We start from the raw sequence: 21,955 nt of genomic DNA, 5'->3' as shown, positions 1-21,955 counted from the left end.
CGGTTCGAGATCTCCCGGCACGGCAGTTCCTTGAATTCGTACAACGCTATTCGGGGCGAGGGTCGCCGGCGACACCTGTACAGGGTCAGACTCCCGGTCCTACGCTGGTTGGACTCCGTCACCGAAGAGTGAGGAAGACCGATGAGCAGCCACGTCTACAGCGTCACCGAGGTGGTCGGGTCCTCGACCAAGGGGATCGACGACGCCATTGCCGGCGCGATCGCCCGGGCCGGGGAGACCGTCCGCAACCTGGAGTGGTTCGAGGTGGTGCACACCCGCGGGCACATCGTGGACGGCAAGGTCGGGCACGTGCAGGTGACGCTCAAGCTGGGGTTCCGGCTCGACTCCGCGTAGTCCCGCGCAGGCGAGTCGGGCGGCGCGGCGGGCGTTTTGCCTCGCGGATCCGCGGCCGGTGCGCAAGTATGGGGGCGTGGATCTCCCGTTGGCTCCGCCCCTGCAACCGATGCTCGCGAAGGCTGCCGCCGCCGTGCCCGCGCAGCCGGAGGGCGAGGATCCGGTGTGGTCCTACGAGCCGAAGTGGGACGGCTTCCGCGCCATCGTCTTCCGCGACGGCGACGAGGTGGTGCTCAGCTCGCGCAGCGGCAAGGACCTGGGACGGTACTTTCCCGAGATGCTCGCGGCGGTCCGCGAGGAACTGCCGTCGCGCTGCGTGCTGGACGGTGAGCTGGTGGTCCCGCGCGAGGTGGACGGTCGCACCCGGCTGGACTGGGAGGCGCTCTCCGAGCGGATCCACCCCGCCGCCAGTCGGGTCACGCTCCTGTCCGAGCAGACGCCGTCGCAGCTGGTCGGTTTCGACCTGCTCGCGCTCGACGACCGGGACCTGACCGGGGAGCCGTTCGCCCGGCGCCGCGAACTGCTGCTCGACGCCGTCGGATCCGGAGGCCGGTCCTGCCATGTCACCACCGCGACCACCGACGCGAGCCTCGCGCAGGAGTGGTTCTCGACGTTCGAGGGTGCCGGCCTGGACGGCGTGGTCGCGAAAAAGCTTGCCGGGCGTTACCTTCCGAACAAGCGGGAGATGATCAAGGTCAAGCATGCGCGCACCGCGGACTGCGTGGTGATCGGGTACCGCCCGCACAAGAGTCAGCCGGGGATCGGCTCGATGCTGCTCGGCCTCTACGACGGCGACGAGATGCACTTCATCGGCGGCGCCTCCGCGTTCACCGCGGCCAGGCGGATCGAGCTGCAGGCCATCCTCGACCCGCTGCGGCTCGGCGAGGACGTCGTCAACGACGGCGAGGCCAGCCGGTGGTCCGCTGGCAAGGACCGGCAGTGGGTGCCGCTGCGACCGGAACTGGTGGTGGAGGTCGCGTACGACCAGATGGAGGGCGACCGGCTGCGGCACGCCGGACGGTTCCTGCGCTGGCGTCCGGACCGGGAACCGCGCGAATGCACCTACGAGCAACTGGAGGTTCCGGTGCGATACGACCTGACCGACGTGTTGGCGGGCGGTGCGTCATGACCGGGACCACGGACCTCGGCGCCGTCGTGACCGAGGCCCAGCGGTTGTTCGACCACGGCGAGCCCGCGCAGGCGCAGCGGCTGTTCGCCGACGCCTGGCGCACCGCCCCCGCCGACGAGCTGGAACTGTGGGAGGGGCTCGGCCGGCTCGCCGCCGGGCTGAGCGCCGCGGTGGGGGACGGGCCCGGCGCGGCGCGCGAGCTCCGCCGCGGCGCCGATCTCGTCGGCGCCTACGAGTCCCGGCCCCCGCACGCCCTCGACGTCAGCGGCCTGTGCGCCTGGGCCGTCCACCTGGCCGACGAACTCGAAGGCGGTACCCCCGTGACGACCGTGCCCCTGCCGCGACTGAGGATGCCGTGATGGCAGCCAAGAGTGCAGGCGCCGCAGTCGAACTCGACGTGGACGGCATCGTGGTCCGGCTGTCGAGCCCCGACAAGATCTACTTTCCGCAGCTCGGCGCCGACGGCGGGACCAAGCGGCACCTGGTGGAGTACTACCGGACCATCGCGCTCTACGAGGGCGGCGGCATCATGACCGCGCTGCGCGACCGGCCGACGCACCTGCAGCGGTTCCCGGACGGCATCGAGGGCGAGGAGATCTACCAGAAGCGGATCCCCGCGAAGCGGCCCGAGTACGTGGGCACCTGCACCGTCACCAACCCGAACGGTCGGACCGCCGACGCGCTGCTGGTGCGCAGCCCCGCCGACATAGTGTGGGCCGCGCAGATGGGCAACGTGACCTTCCATCCGTGGCCGGTGCGCTCGGTCGACCCGGACCGGCCCGACGAGCTGCGCATCGACCTCGACCCGCAGCCCGGCACCGGGTTCGCCGAGGCCCGGGCGGTGGCGTTGGACGTGCTCGCGCCGCTGCTCGACGAACTCGGCCTGGTCGGCTACCCCAAGACGTCCGGTGGTCGCGGCGTGCACGTCTACGTCCGGATCGAGCCGCGCTGGGACTTCATCGAGGTGCGGCGCGCCGTCATCGCGCTGGCCCGTGAGGTCGAACGCCGGGACCCCACGCGGGTGACGACCGCCTGGTGGAAGGAGGAGCGAGGCGCGCGGATCTTCGTGGACTTCAACCAGACCGCGCGGGACAAGACGGTCGCGTCGGCGTACTCGGTGCGCAAGACCCCGCGGGCGACGGTGTCGACGCCGGTGACCTGGGCCGAGCTCGCGGACGTCGAGCCGGACGACTTCACCATCGCGACGGTGCCGGACCTGGTGGCACGGCGCGGGGACCCGGCCGCCGGCATCGACGCCGTGGTGCACTCGCTCGACGGGCTGCTGGAGATGGCCGAGCGGGATGCGTCGAACGGTCTCGGGGACATGCCGTATCCCCCGCAGTACCCGAAGATGCCGGGCGAGCCGAAGCGGGTGCAGCCGAGCCGGGACCGGGATCTGACCGGGCAGGACAAGGCCCCGAAGCACTGACGACTGCCGCTCGGTCAATCCAGGGCTGGCGTGCGGACGCCGGGAGCCGGGGCCACAGTCGGGGAGATCAAGGTGCTGAGTGCGGCGGCACCCTCGAGGAGAGCCCTCGACCGGGCGTCGATGCTCGCGCCCCGGGCGGCCAGTGTGGCCGACACTTCGTCCCACCGCTCGACGCGTCGCAGCTGCGGCAGCAAGGCCTGGAGCGGCGCGATGCGGTAGCCGGCCATCCGGAGCTGATGGACGATCCGTGCGTCCCGCACGTCGCCGGGGAGGTACCGCCGCGGGTCCCGAGGGGAGTCGCGACGGGGAACGACGAGGCCTTCCGCGTCCCAGTGCCGCAACGTCGAGGGGCGCACACCCAGTGCGGTTGCGAGTTCGGCGATGCTCATCGCGTCCGACGGGCGGACGTCGTCGATGGGTTCCTCGGAGATTGCCGAGGCCGCCCGCTCGGCCAGCGCGAGTTCCCGCCGCTCCGTGTGGAGCCGGGCGTGCGCCGCGTCGAGCAGGGCTAGCAGGTCCGAAGTGCGGTGTGCCTGCGCCGCGCGCATGATCTCCTTGGCCTCGATCGGCCCGGTGCCGTCCGCCAGGGCGCGGTAGGCCAGTGCGGAACGCAGATGCGTCTCGTCGTAGATCCGGTATCCCGCGTCGGTGCGTCCGGCCGGCGGCAGCACGCCGTCCCGTTCGAGATTGCGCACCTGCTGGACGGAGTACCCGGCCCGGCGCGCGACATCGATCGTCCGGATTCCGGCCGACTTGCGACTTCCCACCCGTCCACCTTGGTGTATCTCGGCCAAAGTCTCCACAAGGACATGAATGAAAGGCTGGAACACATGAGCATCGACGAAATCATCGAGTTCCTCGACGGCCTCGGCGGGGTTCTCACCCTCCGGCCGGCCCCCGGTGACGGGTCCCCGGAGGTCAGTTGGGGCGACACGTTCTTCTACTACGCACCCGACGGCGAGGTTCCCGCGACGACCCAGCCGTTCGCGACGATCGTGACGAAGGACTACCCGGGCGACGAGCGATCGCGCCTCAACCGCCCGGACACCTTCCGGCTGAATCTCTTCGCCGGCACGGACGCCTTCGTCGGTCGAACAGGCCTGAGGCCGCGCGACGCCACCACGAGCGAGGTCGACCCGAGCGTGGCCGACACGGTGATGCCGCACCCCGTCTACGGCACGCTGGGCTGGCTGGCGGTGGTGAATCCGGGGTCGCGGACGGAGCCGGCGATCCGTGAACTCCTGGGCAGCGCACATCATCTGGCCCGCTCGGGGTACGGGCGGCGGGCACAACCGCGGCAGCAGTGACCCGTCGCGCCGGAGCGGTCAGCCTTCGCCGACGAAGTCGAGGACCAACCGGTTCACGGTCTCGGGCTGCTCCAGATGCAGGAAGTGGCCCGCGCGCGGAATCCGAGCCACCCGGCTACCGGCTGGCAGGGCTGCCTGCACGCGGTCCGCGTAGCGCGGCGTCATGCAGCCGTCGTCGTCGCCGTGGAGGTAGAGCATCGGCACGGTCGGTGCCTGCAGAAGGGCCGACTGCCAGTGGCGGTAACGCGCCGGAGGCCGGGGGAAGGGGCGCAGCGCGGCGCGGTAGTAGCCGAGGGCCGCGGTCCGGCTTGCGGTCGACTTCAGTGCCGCCGCAACATGTTCGAGGTCCTCGCCGGCGTCGTAGCCCGGCGACCAGCGGCGCCAAAGGTGGGGGATCAGCCGGTCGAGCGAGCGTTCCGGCACCCGGGGCAGCTGGTTGAACAGCATGTACCAACTTCTCGGCAGTTGGGTGGCCAGGAGCCGGGGCACGGCGAGGAGCTCCGACGGGGACCGGCGCGGGACGAATGCGGGCGCCGGTGGCACGGCCATCGACACCACGCGGCCGAACGGCGAATCACGATGTGCTGCCAGCCCGTTCGACGTCACGGATCCCCAGTCGTGCCCGATGAGGACGGCCGAATCGTCGGCGTCGACGGCAGTGTGGATTCCCACGGCGTCGTCCATCAGTGCGCCGATGTGGTAGCTGCCGTCGGAGGGGATCGACGACGGCGCGTAGCCGCGGGTGAACGGTGCGATCACCCGCCAGCCGCGCTCGCCCAGGGCCGGGCCGAGATGCCGCCACGTCCACGCCGTGTCGGGATATCCGTGCAGGCACAATGCGAGCGGACCGCCGCGCGGACCCCATTCGAGGGTCGACAGCGACACCGTCTCGAGGTCGATCCGGCCTTCGCGGGGGACGCTCATCACTGCACGGTAGACCACACGCCGCGGCCGGTTCGGGCCGAAGCCGTTTGCCACCCTGAGTAACCGCTTTCCGGCCCCTCGGTGTGCCCGTCGACAGTAGGCTCGCGGTACCCGCCCAGGCGCTCCGGCGACCGGGCGTCCCGCACACAGTCGGAGGTTGCGATGACGGACAGTCCTCTCGTCGGCAGCAATGATGCCATCCTGCGAATCGGCAAGGACGTGTGGTGGTCGGTGGTGCTGCGCGGCGTGATCGCCGTGGTGTTCGGCATCGTCGCGATCGCCTGGCCCGCGGTGACCGTACATGCGCTGGTATTCGTGGTCGGCATCTACTGGATCATCGACGGCCTGGTCACCGCGGCCCGTGCGATCGCGGCCCGGTCGGTCAGCCCGGGGTGGGTGTGGTGGTTGGTCGCCGCGCTGGTCTCCGTGGCCGCGGGCATCGCGGTCCTGGTGTGGCCCGAGATCACCGCGTTGGTCTTCGTGTACCTGGTGGGCTTCTGGGCGATCCTGATCGGCGTGCTCGAGGTGCTCGGTGCGTTCCAGGTGCGCGCGGCCGGCGGGGCGCACTGGGGCTGGCTGCTGCTGATCGGTGTGCTGGCGGTGGTCTTCGGCCTGGTGCTGGTGATCTTCCCGGGGGACGGCATCATCGGCCTGATCAAGCTGATCGGCGTGTTCGCGATCATCGAGGGCGTGCTGCTGCTGATCGCCGCCTGGCAGGTGCGTGCCGCGGCGAAACGCGCCGGCGTGGTGTGACGATGAGTGAGCGCACCGCCCGGATCCACCACCTCGACGAGATCACCCGGCCGCCGACACAGATGCACGTGGACCCGCGGTTCCTGCCGCTGGCCGACCGGTTCTTCGCGATGTACCGCCGCCCGCAGCACGGCGGCGGGGCCTTGTCGGCGTACCTGGACGGCGAACTGGTGCTGGACATCTGGGCCGGTTGGGCCGACCGTGACCGGCGCTGGACCCACGACACGATGGCGCTGTCGTTCTCCACCGGCAAGGGCGTCGCCAGCACCGTGGTGCACCGACTCGCGGAGCGCGGCGTGCTGTCCTACGACGAGCCGGTGGCGACCTACTGGCCGGAGTTCGCGGCGGCAGGCAAGGAGCGGATCACGGTCCGCGACGTGCTCACCCACCGCGCCGGACTGCACAAGGTCCGCGGCTTGGTCCCGGGCAAACGTGCGCTGCTGGACTACGACACGGTGGTCGCCGCACTGGCCGCGAGCCCGCCGGACCCCCGGCGGCTGTCCGGGCCGGGGTACCACGCGGTGACATTCGGCTGGATCGTCGCGGAGATCGTGGCCCGCGCGTCCGGCCGTGAGTTCACGGACGTGGTGCGCACCGAGATCGCAGAACCGCTCGGAGTGGCGGACTTCTGGTATCGGGTGCCGGTGGAGAAGCGGGACCGGATCGCAAAACTGTTCCCGCACATCAACCCCGGCGGCATGCCGTGGGGTCCGACGTCGTCGGTGCTCACCCGGGTGCGCCCGCTGAACGGGCTCGCCGAGGCGGCCATGCCGGACGGCTTCGACGAACTGGTCCGGGATCCCGCCGTGCACGATGCGGTCATGCCGGGCTGGAACGGGGTGTTCACCGCACGGGCACTGGCCAAGATGTACGGCGCCATCGCGAACGGCGGGACGATCGACGGGCGAGAGTTTCTGCGGCCGGAGACGATTGCCCAGATGGGGACCGTCCAGACCCGTCGTCGCGATTACGTCCTCGGGGGCGCGCCGGTGAACTGGCGGCTCGGATACCACCCGGTCATCGTCGCCACCCGCGGCCAGCCGCGGTACGCGTTCGGGCACTACGGCGTCGGCGGCTCCGGCGGGTACGCGGACCCCGCGACCGGGTTGTCGTTGGGCTATGTCACCAACAGGATGGGCAGCGCGCTCACCGCGCTGGGCGACCTGCGTCTGGCCCGTCTCGGTGCGAAGGCACAGGCGATCGCGGCTCGCCCGTAACCGCAGGCGCCGGCTCGGCCTGGTTCGAGTTCCCAGCCCGCTACCGGCGTGGGACACCTGCGCAAATCGGACACCTGATTACCATGGGTAAGGAGTTTGAGGCACTGTCGGCAGGAGGCCGTGTTCGTCGCGGCGGATCGGCGGCAGCCGAGCGACGGGGGCGAAATGGGTACCGAGACGACCGGACGGGCCCGCTGGGCGGCGCGAATCGGGGCCGCACTGCTGGGGGCGGTGGCCGTCGGGGTCGTAATGATCCCGACGGCGCAGGCGGCACCGCTGTTCCCGGGTGGGCCTGAGGCGCCGACCCTGCCCCAGTGGCAGCTACCCGAATTGCCGAAGCCCGAGTTGCCGGAGTTGTCACTGCCGGCCGTTGAGTTGCCGACCGTCCCCGGGCTGCCCGTGCCGGTCTCGCCGGCGCCCGTGGAGCCGCCGGTGGGTCCTGCAAACTTCTCGGCGCCACGCCTCGACCCGTCCGAGGGCGAGGTCGTCGGCGTCGCGCAGCCGATCGTCATCCGGTTCGACGAGGGCATCGGCGACCGCGCCCAGGCCGAGCGGGCGGTCCGGATCACCAGCACCCCGAGGGTGGACGGCCACTTCTACTGGATCAACGACAGCCAGGTCCGGTGGCGGCCGAATGCGTTCTGGCCGGCGAACGCCGACGTGGTGGTCGAGGCGGGCGGGGCGCGGTCGGCGTTCCGGATCGGCGACGCCCTGGTCGCGACGGCGGACGACAACACCAAGCAGATCGTGGTCACCCGCAACGGCGAGGTGGTCAAGACGATGCCCACCTCGATGGGCAAGACCGGTCACGAGACGCCCAACGGCACCTACATCGTCGGCGAGCGAGTGCGCGAGATGTACATGGACTCGTCCACCTACGGTGTTCCGGTGGATTCACCGGAGGGCTACCGGACCTACGTGGAGTACGCCACGCGCATCTCCTACAGCGGCATCTTCCTGCACGCGGCGCCGTGGTCGGTCGCGGATCAGGGCTACACGAACGTCAGTCACGGCTGCCTCAATGTCAGCACCGAGGACGGCCGGTGGTTTTTCGAGAATGCCAAGAAGGGCGACCCGGTGATCGTGCAGAACACCGCGGGCGGTGTCCTCGACGGCCGCGACGGACTGGGGGACTGGAACCGGTGAGGGTGGGGCGGAGCCCTAGTCTCGCGTAATGCCCGAGATCGTCATGTCGATGGCCTCGAGTGCCTCGGTCCGCGAGTAGCCCTCGTGCTCGAAGCTCTCCCAGCCGGTGAGCAGCGTCCACCACAACATCCTGCGGATCCAGCGGACCTGGAGTGCGCAGCCGATGGAACCTTCCTGCTGGCCCCGCTCGATCAGCGTGATCAGGGGCGCGTCGATGGTGCCCAGGCGGTCCCAGAACTCCTGGTTCGCCAGGGAGTGGGGATCGCCGAATACGAGTGTCAGGACGGGGCCGAGGTCGAAGCACTCGTGGCTCATCCGACGTAATGCGGCGTCGGCCGGCCCGTCGACAGGGCGGGCCCGATCCAGTGCCGCGCCGAGCTTGTCGAGTGCGTCCTGGCCGAGCGCGACCAGCAGGTCGGCGCGCTCTGGGTAGTAGCGATGCAGCGTGCTACGCCCGACCTCCGCCTCGGCGGCGATCTCTCCGAGCGACGCACCCGAGTTTCGGCCGAGGGTCTGGAATGCCGCGTCGAGGATCGCGCGGCGAGTCCGGGCCCGTGTGCCTGATTCGGTGGCGGAATCTATGGACATGGAATGACGGTAACAGCATTGAGATCCAATCTGGAACAAACCACGACATAAATGGGACATTGGTGGTTCACTGATGGACATGACTGATTCGACGGCGCAGGAGTCCTGGCCGAACGTGCGACTGTTGTGGTCCTTCATTCGTCCGCACCGGGTGGCACTGTCGATCGGTCTGGTCCTGTCGTGCGCGTTCACCGCGGTCGGGCTCGCGTTGCCGATGATGATCAAGGTGGTTCTCGACACGCTGGGTACCGGTGGCGGGCTCGGCGGGCCGATCACCATCCTGGTGCTACTGCTCCTTGCCGCCGGCAGCATCGGGTTCGTGCAGCTGAACCTGATGGGTTCGCTCGCCGCCCGGGTGGTGTTCGAGGCGCGGGAATCGATGGTGCGCAGCTACTTTCGTGCCACCGTGGCAAGCGTGACCAAGCGGCCGTCCGGTGAGCTGGTCACTCGCGTCACCTCGGACACCATGTTGCTGCGGGAGGCCACGTCCACCTCGCTGGTGGGCATTGTCAACGGAGTGGTGGCGATCGTCGGCACGCTGGTGATGATGGCGGTGCTCGACCTGGTCCTGCTGGGCACCATGGTGGGTGCCCTGGCGGTGGTGGGTGTGCTCGCGGCGGTGCTGATGCCGATGATCGGGAAGTCGCAGCGGAAGGTGCAGGAATCCGTGGGCCGACTGGGCGGCGTGCTCGAGGGTGCGCTTCGCGCGATCCGCACGGTGAAGTCCAGCCGGGCAGAGGATCGGGAGACCGAGCGGATCATCGTCGACGCCAAGGACTCGCAGCTGCACAGCGTGCGTGTCGCACGGATCTCCGCGGTGGTCTGGACCGTCGCCGGTGCGGGACTGCAGCTCGCCATCGTCGGAATCCTGGCCTTCGGGGCGTGGCGGGTCAGCACCGGTGCCCTGGCGGTATCCGGTCTGGTCGCCTTCCTGATGTACGCGTTCATGATGATGATGCCGGTGACGGAGCTGACGCAGAACTTCACGCTCTTCCAGGCGGGGATCGCTGCGGCAGGACGGATCCGCGAGGTCCAGGCGATGGAGGCCGAAGAGCAGGACGAGGTCCAGGTCCGACAGCTGCATGCCGCGCCGGACGTGCCGGTGCTCGAGCTTGTCGACGTCACCGCACGATATGCACCCGGCTCCGAACCGTCCCTGCGGGGGGTCAGTGCGAGCATCCCCGCGCGTGGCCACACCGCGATCGTCGGTCCGTCCGGAGCCGGTAAGACCACGGTGTTCTCGCTGTTGCTGCGCTTCCTCCACCCCGAGAGCGGCGAGATCCTGCTCGACGGCGTCCCGTTCTCGGAGATCTCGTACGAACAGGTGCGCTCGCGGCTGGCGTACGTAGAGCAGGAAACTCCCATCGTGCCGGGGACGATGCGTTCGAACCTGCTGTTCACCCACCCGGGGGCCAGCGAGGACGAGGTCTGGGAGGCGTTGCGCGCGGTGCACCTCGATGACATGGTCCGTGCGCTGGACGAGGGCTTGGACAGCGATGTGTCCGGCACCAGCATTTCCGGGGGCCAGCGACAGCGAATCGCCGTGGCGCGGGCCATTGTCCGGCGTCCCGACGTGCTGCTGCTCGACGAGGCCACCGCCCAGGTGGACGGCCGCACCGAGGCCGCCATCCACGAGGTGATCCGCGAACTGTCCAAGGACAGTGCTGTGGTGACCATCGCGCACCGGCTCTCCACCGTGATCGACGCGGACAGGATCCTGGTGATGGAGGACGGGCGGATTCGGGCCAGCGGCACCCATGCCGAGCTGTTGCGCTCCGACGCGCTGTACCGGGAACTGGTCGCGGCGCTTCGGATCAGCACGGCTGAGCCGATCGCCGTCTGACCGCCGCGCTGCACAATCGTCACGTCTAGCTGCGGAAACGTTCTCGGCGGCGGTACCATCGGGCGATGGCAGGTGCCGTTTTCGAACCGCCGGAACCCGCCGATGCTCGACGTCGGCGCGGTAAAGGGCTGCGAGCCGCCGTCCGGCGGGAGGCACTCGGCGAGTGGTCACCGCCCGCCGACCGCCCCGACCCGACCGGCATCCTCGACCGGCAGAACGCCACCAGGGTGCCCGAGTTGGTGCCGCTGCGGTACCAGCGGATGCTGGCCTCGCCGTTCAGCTTCCTGCGGGGGTCGGCGGCGATCATGGCGTGGGACCTCGCACACGGGCCGCGCACCGACCTGATGGTCATGGCCTGCGGGGACGCCCACCTGGCGAACTTCGGACTCTTCGCCGGCCCGGACCGGCGACTGGTGTTCGACCTCAACGACTTCGACGAGGTGCATCGAGGCCCCTTCGAGTGGGACGTCAAGCGGCTCGCGGCGTCGGTGTTCGTCGCGTCCGTCGAGGACGGTCACGAACCTCGGGAGGCGCGCGCGGCCGCCCGGGTGGTGGGGCAGGCGTACCGGGAGACGATGGCGCGCGCGGCAGGCATGACCTCCCTCGACATCTGGTACGCACGGATCGAGGCGGACGCCCTGCGTGAACTGGTGCGGGAGATGGTCGGCGCCCGGCCGGTCGCCGCGACCGAGGCGGTGTTCGCGAAGGCGGAGCGGCGCACCCCGCTGGACAACCTGGCACGGTTCGCGACCGTCACCAGCGAGGGCCTGCGGATCAAGGAGGATCCGCCGCTGGTGGTGCGGCTCCCGCACGACCGGCACGCCGAGGCGACCAAGCTGCTCTTCGACGCCTATGCCAACTACCTGGACACCCTCGCCAGTGACCGCCGTCAGCTGGTGGCGCGGTACCGCTTCCAGGACATCGCGCGCAAGGTAGTGGGGGTCGGGTCCGTCGGCACCATGTGCTTCATCGTGCTGTTCGTCGGGGACACCACCCAGGACCCACTGTTCCTGCAGATCAAGGAGGCACAGGAATCGGTGCTGGCGCCGTACGTCGAGGGCGTCGAGTACCGGGACCAGGGGCAGCGGGTGGTCGAGGGGCAGCGCCTGATCCAGAGTGCGAGCGACCCGTTCCTCGGCTGGTTCACCGGGACCGGTCCGCTGGGCCGCGACTTCTACGTTCGGCAGCTGCGGGACAAGAAGGGCGGCTTCGACATCAGCGTCATGCGTCCGGAGGGCATGCGGGTGTACGCGCGGGTGTGTGCGAGCGCGCTGGCCCGCGCCCACGCCCGCACCGGGGATCCGATTGCGATAGACGGGTACCTCGGCAGCGGGGCGGCGTTCGACGCGGCGATCGAGCGGTTCGCCGTCCGCTACGGCAAACAGAACCGGCGGGACTACCGGAGGGTGCGCGCTGCGCGAGGTTGACGGGCGGACCGATCCGCCCGCCAACTCCGCGCGAACACGACGGCTCTGCTACCAGATGCGCACGCGGAGTTCGGGTTCCAGGTAGAGGTCGTCGCCGGGCGTCACGTCGAACGCGTCGTGGAAGGTGTCCAGGTTGCGCACCACGCCGTTGCAGCGGAACTCCGGCGGCGAGTGCGGGTCGACGGCGAGGCGGCGCAGGGCCTCCTCGTTGCGGGCCTTGGTTCGCCACACCTGGGCCCACCCGAAGAACACCCGCTGCAGTCCGGTCAGCCCGTCGATCTCCGGGGCCTGCTTGCCGTCCAACGCGATCCGGTACGCCTCGAGTGCAATGGACAGCCCGCCCAGGTCGCCGATGTTCTCGCCGATGGTGAACTCTCCGTTGACCTTGTGGCCGGGCAGTGCCTTCGGCTCGAACGCGTTGTACTGCTCGATCAGCGCGGTGGTGCGCTTGCCGAACTCGGTGCGGTCGTCGTCGGTCCACCAGTCGACCATGTTGCCGTCGCCGTCGTACTTGGCGCCCTGGTCGTCGAAGCCGTGCCCGATCTCGTGGCCGATCACCGCGCCGATCCCGCCGTAGTTGGCGGCGTCGTCGGCTTCCGCGTCGAAGAACGGCGGCTGCAGGATGGCTGCCGGGAAGACGATCTCGTTCATCCCGGGGTTGTAGTAGGCGTTGACGGTCTGCGGCGTCATGAACCACTCGTCACGGTCCACCGGGCCGCCGAGCTTGGCCAGGTCGCGGTCGTGCTCGGTGGCGTAACCGCGGCGGTAGTTGCCGACCAGGTCGTCGGCGGTGATCTGCAGCCCGGAGTAGTCGCGCCACTTGTCGGGGTAGCCGATCTTCGGGGTGAACTTCTCCAGCTTGGTCAGCGCGGCCTTGCGGGTCTCGGGTCCCATCCACTCCAGTTCGGAGATGTTGCGCCGGTACGCCTCCTGCAGGTTGGCGACCAGTTCCTGCATCCGCGCCTTGGCCTGGGCGGGGAAGTGCCGCTCCACGTACAGCTTGCCGACGGCCTCGCCGATCAGGTCCTGCACCAGCGTCACACCACGCTTCCACCGCTCGCGGTTCTCCTCCGCGCCGGTCAGGGTCCTGCCGTAGAAGTCGAAGTTCTCGGCGACCACGTCCTCGGTGAGATACGGTGCGCGCGAGTGGATCACCCGCCAGGCAGTCCACGCCTTCCAGTCCTCGAGCGGGCGCTCGGCCCACAGTGCGGTCATCGAGGCGAGGAAGCTGGGCTGGCGGACCACCAGCTCCGCGAACGTTTCCGTGGTGCCGCCGAGGCCGGAGACCCATGCGGCCCAGTCGAACCCGGGGTTCTCGCGGGCGAGGTCCGCAAACGTCACCAGGTTGTAGCTCAGCTCCGCGTCACGCCGCTTGACCACGTCCCAGTGGCCGGCCGCGATCGCGGTCTCGAGGTCGAGAATGCGCTGCGCGTCGCCGGCCGGGTCGGGTCTGCCGGCGAGGGCGAGCATGGCCTGCACGTGCGCCCGGTAGGCCCCGCGGGTGTCGGCGTAGGAGTCCTCGCGGTAGTAGGACTCGTCGGGCAGGCCGATGCCGGACTGCGTGAGGTGCACCAGGTAGCGGGTGGAGTCCTTGGCGTCGGTGTCGACATAGCTGGCCACCACGCCGCCGACTCCGACGCGCTCGAGCCGACCCAGCAGACCCGCGAGCGCGGACCCGTCGGCGACGGCGTCGACCTCGGCCAGCTCCGCTGCGATGGGCTCCAGGCCCGCGCGCTCGACGGCGTCGGCGTCCATGAACGAGCTGTACAGGTCGCCGATCCGCTGCGAGTCGGTGCCCGGCGCGCCCGCGGCTGCGGCGGACTCGGTGATGATCGCCTGCACGTCGATCTCGGCCTGGTCGTAGAGGGTGCGGAATGCGCCGTCGACGGCCCGGTCGGCGGGTATCTCGTAGCTGTCGAGCCACTGGCCGTTGACGTGGACGAACAGGTCGTCCTGGGCTCGGATGCCCGTGTCGAGGTGGGTGAGGTCGATTCCGGAGCGCGTCATGCCCTCCATCATGGCCGCTCGGCGGCTCGTGCGCGGTTGACGGGTCCGTGGACCCGTCAACCGCGCACGAGCACGAGTGCCTAGACGCCGATGTTGACGGCGCCGCGATAGCCGTCCGTGGTCTTCACGACGGTCACCAGGCCGGATTCGTCGAAGATGCCGTCCTGGGCATTGGTCGTGTTGTTCCCGCGGCCGGTGTGCTCGTCGTACGGGGCGCCGGCGTAGACCTCGCCGAGCAGGGCCTCGTCGAAGAACAGTTGGGTGGTCAGCACGGTCTTCTTGTCCACGTGCACCTTGACGTGGATGTGCGTGGTCCGGCCCATGTACCAGCCGGGGAAGACGGTGGTGAACGCGGCGACCCCGTTGGCGTCGGTGACCTGCGCGCCCCGCAAGTAGGTGCCGTCGTCCGTGGTGGTGGCCTCGCTGTCGCCGACGCTGTAGGAGCCGTCGGAGGTCTCCCCGGATCCGGCGCCGCCCGGACCGCCGGCGCCCGGACCATCGCCGCCGCCGGGCCCGCCGGCCGGAGGCGCGCCCGTCGGGGGCTGCCCGCCCGGACCGCCGCCGGCCGGTGGGCCGCCGCCGTTCGAGGCCTGCGATCCCGACTCGAAGCCGGAGTACGCCCCACCGGCGTCGCAGTGCCAGATCTCGACCACGGCGTTGGCCGTCCCGCCGCCGCCCTCGGGCGTGCAGGTGGTGCTGTCCTGGACCCGGATCGCCAGCTCGAAGGTGGTGCCGGGCCGGTCCTCTCTGATGTCGCTGCGGATCGAGTCGACGTCGAACCAGTACGGTCCCTGCGTCTCCTCCTTGCTGGTCACGCACTGCGGTGCCCGGGCCAGCAGCGCCATCACGTCGTCGCCGGCGGCCGTCGAGTCGGTGACGACCGAGGTCGTGGTGGTGGTGGCGCCGCCGCCCGACGCGCCATTGCCCGTGCAGGCCGCGATGAGTCCGCTGAGGCCGACCGTGCCGCCGAGGGCCAGGGCGCGTCGCCGGCTGACCCGGGCCCGGCTGCGTTCGATGTCCTTGTTCACGCTTTCTCCCGTCTCGCTGTTGCGGTCCACCCTCGCGGGCGCCGCTGCGAGAACGCTGCGACGGTCCTGTCCGGTCGCAGTGAAAACGCTGTGAGTCTGCTGTGTGGAAGGTCAGCGGGGCGGGACGACCGTGGGGGCCTCCAGGGTCACCGAGAACCGGTCCTCGATGTTCTGCTGAAACTCGTCGATGCAGCGCTGTTGGGCCCGTTCGCTGCTGCCGGCGTCACGCATGCAGTCGACGAAATCCCGGCCTCCGACGCGGTTGAACAGGCCGATGCCCACCACCACGAGCACGATCGAGATGATCACCGCGAGGACGCCGAGCAGGATGCCGGCCAGGGACGTGCCGCCGTTGGTGGCGCGCTGCTTGCGGACCTGCGAGCGGCCGACGAACCCGAGGATCACCGCGAGGATGCCCAGCACCACGCCGCCGATGACGGTCCACGAGGTCACCAGGGCCAGGATTCCGACGATCAGGGCAGCGAGGCCCGCGCCGTTCTGCGCGGCGGGTGCGCTGGGCTGGGCAGCGTAGGGCTGGGCGGGGTACTGCTGTCCCGGGTACTGGCCGGGCTGTTGCGGCTGTCCCGGGTAAGGCTGGCCGGGCTGTTGCGGCTGTCCTGGGTAAGGCTGGCCGGGGTACTGCGGCGGCTGGCCGGGGTACTGCTGCCCCGGAGGCTGCGGCGGTCCCGGGTACGGGGGCTGGTACTGCGGGTAGTTCGGCTGGCCGCCGGGTTGCCCACCCGGTTGCCCACCCGGCTGATCCTCTGACGGCGGTTCGTTGCCCGGTTGCGGGCCGTCCGGTGGCTGAGGGGGCTGGGTCATCGTCTCTCCTCGATCGAAACCGTGAGTACCGAATCTGATCGCCCCTGCAGGATAGTCCGCGCCCGGCCGATTCGTCCGGTTCCGCCCCGGCCGGCCGGCGCCCGAACCCCCGGGAGAAGGGAAGTTACCCCGGCGGGGAACGGGCGCCTCGATCAGACCAGTTGGACGCTGGCGGCCGCGCGCACCAGCACCTGGCCGGCCGGGTCCTCGAGCCTGGTCTCCACGAGGGCGAGCCGGCGTCCGGCCCGCACCACCGTCGCCTCGGCGCGGATCCGGGGGCCGTCGACGGCGGGGGAGCGGACGAAGTCGATCCGCAGGTCCAGCGTCCGGTAGTCCTGGCCGGGTGCGGTCAGGCTCTGCCCGGCGAGCCCGGTCAGGAGGTCCGCGGCGGAGACCAGGACGCCGCCCTGGATGGACCCGAGCGGGTTGCTCATCCACTCGCGCGGCGCAAACTCTCCTGCCACCCGACCCTTCTCGACGTCGACGAGGTCCACCTCGAGCAGGCCGGCCAGTGGTCCTCGGGCGATCCGGCCGGCCTGGATCCCGGTGACCACGTCGAGGCCGGCGTGCCCGGCGAACTCGGCCGCGTCGGTGACGGGTTCCGCGGCGGGGACGGGAAGGCGCTCACCCCGGGCGATCGCCTCGGTGTGGGTGGCCGGGCGGGTGACCACCATGCCGCGGGACTGCAGGACCACCGCGACCTGTCCGTCCGGCCCGACCATCTCGCCCGTGGCGAGTCCGGTTCCGGTCTCGAGGTCGAGGTGCACGGCCTGTCCGCGCGCCACGATCGCGCCGGACGCCGGCAGCGGTGCGGCCATCGCAGCCGTGATCTGGGAGAGCACCACCGAGGCGCCGGCCGGCATCGACGTGCCGACCGCGCCGCCGGGGACGGCGTCGACGAGTACGCCGATCGAGCCGAGGACGGTGCGCCCGCGGTGGTCGTGGAAGCGGGGGCCCAGCTCCTGCTCGAAGCGAACCGAGCCGGGCTCGAGGTCGAGGGCCCGCACATCCATCAGTTCGTTGAGGCGATCCAGGCGCAGGGTTTCCGTCGCGGTCATGCGGCCCTGTCTACCAGCCGGGTGTTCCTCACTCGAGTTGGGCACTGGAACCGGTGCGGGCGAGCAGATGGCCGTCCGCGTCGAGCAGACGGGTCTCGATCAGCACGATCCGGCGTCCGGCACGCACCACCTCGGCCTCGACGCGGATCGGTGGTCCGTCGACGGCGGGGGACCGGACGAAATCGATCTTCAGGTCCAGCAGCCGGTACGACTGCCCGACGGCGGTCAGGGCCTGCGCACTCAACCCGCTGGTCAGGGCCGCGGCGGAGAAGAGAATTCCGCCCTGCACCGAACCGATCTGATTGCTCATCCACGGGGTCGGAGCGAATCGGGCGGAAATGCTTGTGTCGCCGACCGATTCGATTTCCATCCCGAGCAGTCCCGCCAGGGGGCCGCGACGGAGGGTGCCGGCGGCGATACCGGCCACGACGGCGCGGCCGTCGAGTCCGGTCAGGGACTCCGGGGCCGCCGGCTCCGGGTCCGGTATCACCAGGGTGGGGCCGGCGGCGAGGTGCACATCGCTCCGCGCGGCGCGCGTCACGACGACGCTGCGGGCGAGCAGGCGCACCGCGGTGGTGCCGGCCGCGGTGGCGACCCGTCCCGCGGACAGCCCGGTGCCGGCGTCGAGGTCGAGGTGCTCGGTGCGGGCCCGTGCGGTGACCACGCCCGCCGAGGGGAGCGGGGCGGCGACCGCGGCCGTGAGTTGCGAGACCACGGTCCGGTGGCCCGGGGGGAGCGAGGCGTAGAAGGCGCCGGCGACCGCGGTGTCGGCGAGCACGCCGACCGAGGCCAGCCCGGACAGTCCGCGGTGGTCGTGGAAGCGCGGACCGATCGTGCCCTCCAGCTCGGTGCCGGCGGGGGCCATGGCGAGTACGCGGACGCCCATCATCGTGTTCAGGGGGTCGACGCCGCGCGGGCGGGTTGCGGATGCGGTCATGGAATCTCAATAGCAGTCCGCGACGGTGTCGAGTAGTTCAGGGTCTTGCCTGGCGGGACGGCGCGGGATCGGATGGGGCGGTCGGCCCTAGCCGCCGAGGCGTGCGTGCATCTCCCAGACCAGCACCTCGGCGGGCTGCGCCGCGCTGAGCCGCTGCCCGCCGGTCGCGGTGAACCGGACCGCGTCGCCCTCGGACAGGATGCCCGCGCCCTCGAGTGCGACCTCGCCCTGTGCGACGAACAGGTGCAGGTAGGGGGCCTCGGGAAGCTGGACGGTGTCGCCGGCGCGCATCCGTGCCACGTACAGCGCGGCGTTCGAGTTCGCGATGCCGATGGCCGACTGCCCCTTGTGTTTGCGCATGCCCGACGCGACCGGGACCAGCCCGCCGCGCATCAGCTCGTCGTCGATCTCGAGCTGCTCGTAGCCGGGGGTGATGCCGGATTCGTCGGGCAGCACCCACATCTGGACGAAGCGGACCGGTTCGGCGTGTTCGGCGTGGGGTGAGCCGGGCAGCCGCCAGGCGTCGTTCTTCTCCGAGTGGAGGATCCCGGACCCGGCCGTCATCCGCTGCGCGAGACCGGGGTAGATGACACCGGAGTGCCCGATCGAGTCCTGGTGCACCAGGGAACCGCGCAGCACCCAGGTGACGATCTCCATGTCGCGGTGCGGATGGGTTTCGAAACCCTGTCCCGGCGACACGATGTCGTCGTTGTTGACCATCAGCATGCCGTGATGGGTGTTGTCGGGGTCGTAGTGCTGGCCGAAGGAGAAGGAGTGCTTCGAGTCCAACCAGGCGATCCGGGTCTTCAGCCGGTCGCCGGCCCGGTGGATGTCGACGTGCGGTGTGGTGGGTGCCGTCATGGTTGGGTCCTTCCTCGTGGTGCCTGGGTTCCACAGTACGGAGGTGGTCCGGAAGGCCAGCGACCTTGCGGTCGTATCGTCTGACGTTTGCTGGACCGGGTCTCGGCCGCGGCTACGCCCTGGCGCAGCACATCGGACCGGTGTGATCGGGGCTTTTGCGCTGGTATTTTGAGGAGGTCGCATCGCGTGGATGTGCGCGGGAGCCGAGGCGGGAACTAGTGAGCAACACCGAGGGCGTCGGAGCGGCCGACACCGCTGGCGGGGTGGCCGAAGGGGCCGGCGCGAACGTGACGACCACGATCGTGCGCCGGATCAGGTCGGGCCGTGACGATGAGTTCGCCGACTGGATTCAGAGCGGCCTCGGCCTGGCCCGGATCTTCCCAGGCTTCCTCGGCGGGGGGTGGCTCAAGGAGAGCAGTGTCTCGGACGTGTGTGTGATCGTGCTTCGCTTCGAAACGCAAGCTGCCCTTGATAACTGGCTTCGTTCGGCATTGCGAGGGGGGTGGCTGCGCACCGGCAGGAACATCGCCGAGGAACTGCCCAACGACCGCGTCACGACGGCCGTGGACCTGTTCGAGCGGCCCTGATCCGGGTTCGATCTGCACGTGCAGGACCGGGGAGGCGGGGACGCCTACCTCCGTTGTCGTGAACCGAGCTCGGCGTGCATCTCCCAGATCAGCACTTCGGCGTCCTCGGTGGCGGTCAGCCGCTGGCCACCGGTCCCGGTCAGCCGGATCGAATCCCCGTGGGAGACAAGGCCGACACCCTCGACGTCCACCGCGCCGCGGGCCACGAACACGTGCCCGAACGGCGCGTCGGGGATCGTGACCGACCCGCCCGGCCGCAGCCGCGCGGCGTGCAGGCCCGCGTGGCGGTTGCGCAGCCCGATGGCCGTGTCGTGGCGGTGCCGCGGCAGGCCGGAGGCCACCACCACGAGTTTGCCGGCGTCGAGTTCGTCGTCGATCGGCAGTTCCTGGTAGCTCGGCTCGATGCCGAATTCGTCCGGCGGAACCCACATCTGCACCAGGTGAACGGGCTCGGCCACGCGAGAGCCGTCGGCGCGCACGCGGTCGTTGCGCTCCGAGTGGAAGATGCCCCGGCCCGCGCTCATCCGTTGCGCGAGACCGGGGTAGACCACGCCCGAGTGCCCCTCGGAGTCCTGGTGGACCAGGGATCCGCTGAGCACCCAGGTGACGATCTCCGCGTCCCGGTGCTGGTGGCTGTCGAAACCCTCGCCGGCGTCGACGATGTCCTCGTTGTTGACCACCAGCAGTCCGTGGGCGTGCTCGGCCGGGTCGAAGTTGCCCGCGACGGGCATGCTGTGTCGCGAGTCGAGCCAGCCGTACCTCAGGTGCCGGCGGTCGCCGGCCCGCTGGACCGCCACCTCGGCCATGACGTCAGCCGAGGGTCTCGTGGGCGGCGGGGATGGACCCGAGGCGTCCGGCCTGGAAGTCCTCGAACGCCTGGATGACCTCGGCCCTGGTGTTCATCACGAAGGGTCCGGCCATCGCGACGGGCTCGCGAATCGGCTTGCCGCCGAGGATGAACACCTCGAGCGACTCGGTCCGCGAGTCCTGGGTGTCCGCGGCCGCGACGGTCAGCGTGTCTCCCCGTCCGAAGACGGTGGTCTGGCCGCTGCGGACGGGCCGACGCTCGGCGCCGACCAGGCCGTCGCCGGCCAGCACGTAGGCGATCGCGTTGAACTCGGGGTTCCACGGCAGGGTCAGGCTGGCGCCGGGTGCGACGGTCGCGTGCACCAGGCTGATCGGCGTGTAGGTGGAGCCGGGGCCCTGGTGGCCGTCGACCTCACCCGCGATGACGCGGACCAGGGCGCCGCCGTCGGGGGAGGACAGCAGCGCGACCTTGGCGCCGGTGATGTCCTGGTAGCGCGGCGCGGCCATCTTGTTCTCGCGCGGCAGGTTCACCCACAGCTGCACGCCGTGGAACAGGCCACCGCTCACCACCAGGTGCTCGGGCGGGGTCTCGATGTGCAGGATCCCGCCGCCCGCGGTCATCCACTGGGTGTCGCCGCCGCCGATGGTGCCGCCGCCGCCGTTGGAGTCCTGGTGTTCCATGATCCCGTCGATCATGTAGGTGACGGTCTCGAAGCCGCGGTGCGGATGCCACGGGGTGCCCTTGGGCTCGCCGGGCGCGTAGTTGACCTCGCCCATCTGGTCCATGTGGATGAACGGGTCGAGGTGCTCGAGGTCGACGCCGGCGAACGCCCGGCGCACCGGGAAGCCCTCGCCCTCGTATCCGACGGGGGCGGTGGTCACGCCGAGCACCGGGCGGGCGACGGCGTCGGGTGCGGTCTCGCCGATGCGGGGCAGGGCGAGGATGTTGTCGACGGTCACGGCGGGCATGCGGACTCCTTCGGCTTGGTAGTTGATGATTCAACTAGTTCACTGTAGCTCAACACCGTCGGCCCGGAGGTATTCCCGGGAGTGGTCGGTGCGGTGGGCAGTGCTCCCGCGGCGCACCGTCACACACCTGTTGTCGAGACCACACCGGTGTTGCACGTGCAGAAGGGGTGTGCCGCCGACAGAAGGTGTGTGCGGGGCGCCGGTCAGTCGGACCCGTGCCGGTACTCCTGCTCCACCCGATCGCACCAGGACAGCAGGTACTGGTGCAGCTCCACGTGCAGGTCCGCGACCCTGGGCGGGAACGCGGCGCCGTGCCGTTCGACGGTCTTGCGGGCCGCCGGGGAGACCTCCAGCTCGAACTTCCGGAGGATCCGCCGCGACCGCGCCCGTATCTGCTCGAGCAGTACGGGCACCTCGTCCGGTTCGAGCACGTCGGCGAAGAACAGCTTGACCTGCAACAGGTCTCGCATCTCGAAGTCGCTGTCGCCCTCGTCGAGCACCCAGCGATGCAGCGCCTCGCGGCCGGCCGGGGTGACGGTGAAGAGGCGTCGGCGCCGGTTGCCCTGGTGGTCGTCGCTGCCCTCGACGAGGCCGGCCTCCTCCAGCTTGCCGAGCTCGGTGTAGATCTGCGGCGGGGAGATCGACCAGAAGTGACGGAGCGAGAGTTCCGCAGACTTGCGGATCTCGTATCCGGAACGCGACCCCACGAAGAGCATCCCGAGAACGACGTGTCCTGAGTTGCTGATGTCCATGACCGGAACC

23 protein-coding genes are annotated in these 21,955 nt (G+C 70.3%); 11 read left to right on the top strand and 12 right to left on the bottom strand.

Features of this window, described 5'->3' with window-relative positions; all coding sequences use genetic code 11:
* The first annotated feature begins 141 nt into the window (after nucleotides 1–141).
* The 4 genes from RT2_RS04995 (at nucleotide 142) to RT2_RS04980 (ending at nucleotide 2,912) form a co-directional block, all read left to right on the top strand.
* Entirely contained in the window at nucleotides 142–354 is a 213-nt protein-coding gene (locus RT2_RS04995; RefSeq protein WP_072843415.1) for a dodecin, read from the top strand.
* Nucleotides 355–430: 76 nt separating this feature from the next.
* Nucleotides 431–1,483 carry an ATP-dependent DNA ligase gene (locus RT2_RS04990; protein WP_072843414.1) on the top strand — a complete coding sequence of 351 codons (1,053 nt, stop codon included), beginning with the start codon at nucleotides 431–433 and terminating at the stop codon, nucleotides 1,481–1,483.
* Nucleotides 1,480–1,842, top strand: a complete 363-nt coding sequence (locus RT2_RS04985; RefSeq protein ID WP_072843413.1) for a DUF309 domain-containing protein — start codon at nucleotides 1,480–1,482, stop codon at nucleotides 1,840–1,842. Before RT2_RS04990 ends, RT2_RS04985 begins: the two co-directional genes overlap by 4 nt.
* Nucleotides 1,842–2,912, top strand: coding sequence for a DNA polymerase domain-containing protein (locus tag RT2_RS04980; RefSeq protein WP_072843412.1), 1,071 nt, complete (start codon nucleotides 1,842–1,844; stop codon nucleotides 2,910–2,912). The genes RT2_RS04985 and RT2_RS04980 overlap by 1 nt, the downstream gene beginning before the upstream one ends.
* 14 nt (nucleotides 2,913–2,926) lie before the next feature.
* On the opposite strand, the gene RT2_RS04975 is transcribed toward RT2_RS04980, so the two are convergent.
* Entirely contained in the window at nucleotides 2,927–3,679 is a 753-nt protein-coding gene (locus RT2_RS04975) for a MerR family transcriptional regulator (protein WP_083577069.1), read from the bottom strand.
* Nucleotides 3,680–3,742: 63 nt separating this feature from the next.
* Between RT2_RS04975 and RT2_RS04970 the strand changes: the two genes are divergently transcribed.
* Nucleotides 3,743–4,219, top strand: coding sequence for a DUF6194 family protein (locus tag RT2_RS04970; RefSeq protein WP_072843411.1), 477 nt, complete (start codon nucleotides 3,743–3,745; stop codon nucleotides 4,217–4,219).
* A gap of 18 nt (nucleotides 4,220–4,237) precedes the next feature.
* On the opposite strand, the gene RT2_RS04965 is transcribed toward RT2_RS04970, so the two are convergent.
* Nucleotides 4,238–5,143 carry an alpha/beta fold hydrolase gene (locus tag RT2_RS04965; RefSeq protein ID WP_072843530.1) on the bottom strand — a complete coding sequence of 302 codons (906 nt, stop codon included), beginning with the start codon at nucleotides 5,141–5,143 and terminating at the stop codon, nucleotides 4,238–4,240.
* Between the two features lie 162 nt (nucleotides 5,144–5,305).
* Here RT2_RS04965 and RT2_RS04960 point away from each other — a divergent pair, with 162 nt between their 5' ends.
* From RT2_RS04960 to RT2_RS04950, 3 genes are all read left to right on the top strand, one after another.
* Nucleotides 5,306–5,896, top strand: a complete 591-nt coding sequence (locus RT2_RS04960) for an HdeD family acid-resistance protein (protein WP_072843410.1) — start codon at nucleotides 5,306–5,308, stop codon at nucleotides 5,894–5,896.
* Nucleotides 5,897–5,898: 2 nt separating this feature from the next.
* Nucleotides 5,899–7,113, top strand: a complete 1,215-nt coding sequence (locus RT2_RS04955) for a serine hydrolase domain-containing protein (RefSeq protein ID WP_072843409.1) — start codon at nucleotides 5,899–5,901, stop codon at nucleotides 7,111–7,113.
* Nucleotides 7,114–7,278: 165 nt separating this feature from the next.
* Complete coding sequence (locus RT2_RS04950; RefSeq protein ID WP_072843529.1) at nucleotides 7,279–8,259, top strand: L,D-transpeptidase; 981 nt, start codon at nucleotides 7,279–7,281, stop codon at nucleotides 8,257–8,259.
* A gap of 15 nt (nucleotides 8,260–8,274) precedes the next feature.
* Here RT2_RS04950 and RT2_RS04945 read toward each other — a convergent pair whose 3' ends face one another.
* Nucleotides 8,275–8,847, bottom strand: coding sequence for a TetR/AcrR family transcriptional regulator (locus RT2_RS04945; RefSeq protein WP_072843408.1), 573 nt, complete (start codon nucleotides 8,845–8,847; stop codon nucleotides 8,275–8,277).
* A gap of 79 nt (nucleotides 8,848–8,926) precedes the next feature.
* Between RT2_RS04945 and RT2_RS04940 the strand changes: the two genes are divergently transcribed.
* Together RT2_RS04940 and RT2_RS04935 are read left to right on the top strand one after the other, a co-directional pair.
* On the top strand, nucleotides 8,927–10,690 hold the full coding sequence (locus RT2_RS04940) for an ABC transporter ATP-binding protein (protein WP_245709202.1): 1,764 nt from the start codon (nucleotides 8,927–8,929) through the stop codon (nucleotides 10,688–10,690).
* Between the two features lie 65 nt (nucleotides 10,691–10,755).
* Nucleotides 10,756–12,117, top strand: coding sequence for a DUF2252 domain-containing protein (locus tag RT2_RS04935; protein WP_072843406.1), 1,362 nt, complete (start codon nucleotides 10,756–10,758; stop codon nucleotides 12,115–12,117).
* A 48-nt stretch (nucleotides 12,118–12,165) separates the two neighbouring features.
* Here RT2_RS04935 and RT2_RS04930 read toward each other — a convergent pair whose 3' ends face one another.
* From RT2_RS04930 to RT2_RS04905, 6 genes are all read right to left on the bottom strand, one after another.
* Nucleotides 12,166–14,133: a M13 family metallopeptidase gene (locus RT2_RS04930; RefSeq protein WP_072843528.1), complete on the bottom strand. Its 1,968-nt coding sequence runs from the start codon at nucleotides 14,131–14,133 to the stop codon at nucleotides 12,166–12,168.
* A gap of 71 nt (nucleotides 14,134–14,204) precedes the next feature.
* Entirely contained in the window at nucleotides 14,205–15,152 is a 948-nt protein-coding gene (locus RT2_RS04925) for a peptidase associated/transthyretin-like domain-containing protein (protein WP_072843527.1), read from the bottom strand.
* Nucleotides 15,153–15,263: 111 nt separating this feature from the next.
* The gene (locus tag RT2_RS04920) at nucleotides 15,264–15,974 is read right to left on the bottom strand and encodes a DUF4190 domain-containing protein (RefSeq protein WP_175478199.1); all 711 of its coding nucleotides are present in this window, start codon (nucleotides 15,972–15,974) and stop codon (nucleotides 15,264–15,266) included.
* 152 nt (nucleotides 15,975–16,126) lie between these two features.
* A complete protein-coding gene (locus RT2_RS04915) occupies nucleotides 16,127–17,032 on the bottom strand; it encodes a PaaI family thioesterase (protein ID WP_072843405.1) in 906 nt (301 codons plus the stop codon).
* A gap of 28 nt (nucleotides 17,033–17,060) precedes the next feature.
* Nucleotides 17,061–17,969 carry a PaaI family thioesterase gene (locus tag RT2_RS04910; protein ID WP_072843404.1) on the bottom strand — a complete coding sequence of 303 codons (909 nt, stop codon included), beginning with the start codon at nucleotides 17,967–17,969 and terminating at the stop codon, nucleotides 17,061–17,063.
* Between the two features lie 87 nt (nucleotides 17,970–18,056).
* Nucleotides 18,057–18,830: a pirin family protein gene (locus RT2_RS04905; RefSeq protein ID WP_072843403.1), complete on the bottom strand. Its 774-nt coding sequence runs from the start codon at nucleotides 18,828–18,830 to the stop codon at nucleotides 18,057–18,059.
* Between the two features lie 218 nt (nucleotides 18,831–19,048).
* Between RT2_RS04905 and RT2_RS04900 the strand changes: the two genes are divergently transcribed.
* Complete coding sequence (locus tag RT2_RS04900) at nucleotides 19,049–19,417, top strand: antibiotic biosynthesis monooxygenase (protein WP_245709205.1); 369 nt, start codon at nucleotides 19,049–19,051, stop codon at nucleotides 19,415–19,417.
* A gap of 44 nt (nucleotides 19,418–19,461) precedes the next feature.
* On the opposite strand, the gene RT2_RS04895 is transcribed toward RT2_RS04900, so the two are convergent.
* The 3 genes from RT2_RS04895 to RT2_RS04885 all read right to left on the bottom strand — a co-directional run bounded on the left by RT2_RS04895 (nucleotide 19,462) and on the right by RT2_RS04885 (nucleotide 21,945).
* On the bottom strand, nucleotides 19,462–20,223 hold the full coding sequence (locus tag RT2_RS04895) for a pirin family protein (RefSeq protein WP_072843402.1): 762 nt from the start codon (nucleotides 20,221–20,223) through the stop codon (nucleotides 19,462–19,464).
* Nucleotides 20,224–20,227: 4 nt separating this feature from the next.
* A complete protein-coding gene (locus RT2_RS04890; RefSeq protein WP_072843401.1) occupies nucleotides 20,228–21,193 on the bottom strand; it encodes a pirin family protein in 966 nt (321 codons plus the stop codon).
* A gap of 203 nt (nucleotides 21,194–21,396) precedes the next feature.
* A complete protein-coding gene (locus RT2_RS04885; protein ID WP_072843400.1) occupies nucleotides 21,397–21,945 on the bottom strand; it encodes a PadR family transcriptional regulator in 549 nt (182 codons plus the stop codon).
* Between the last annotated feature and the right edge of the window lie 10 nt (nucleotides 21,946–21,955).

This window comes from Rhodococcus tukisamuensis NBRC 100609, assembly GCF_001894985.1.
GTDB lineage: Bacteria > Actinomycetota > Actinomycetes > Mycobacteriales > Mycobacteriaceae > Rhodococcus_G > Rhodococcus_G tukisamuensis.
This window is presented reverse-complemented; position numbering and strand designations above follow the sequence as displayed.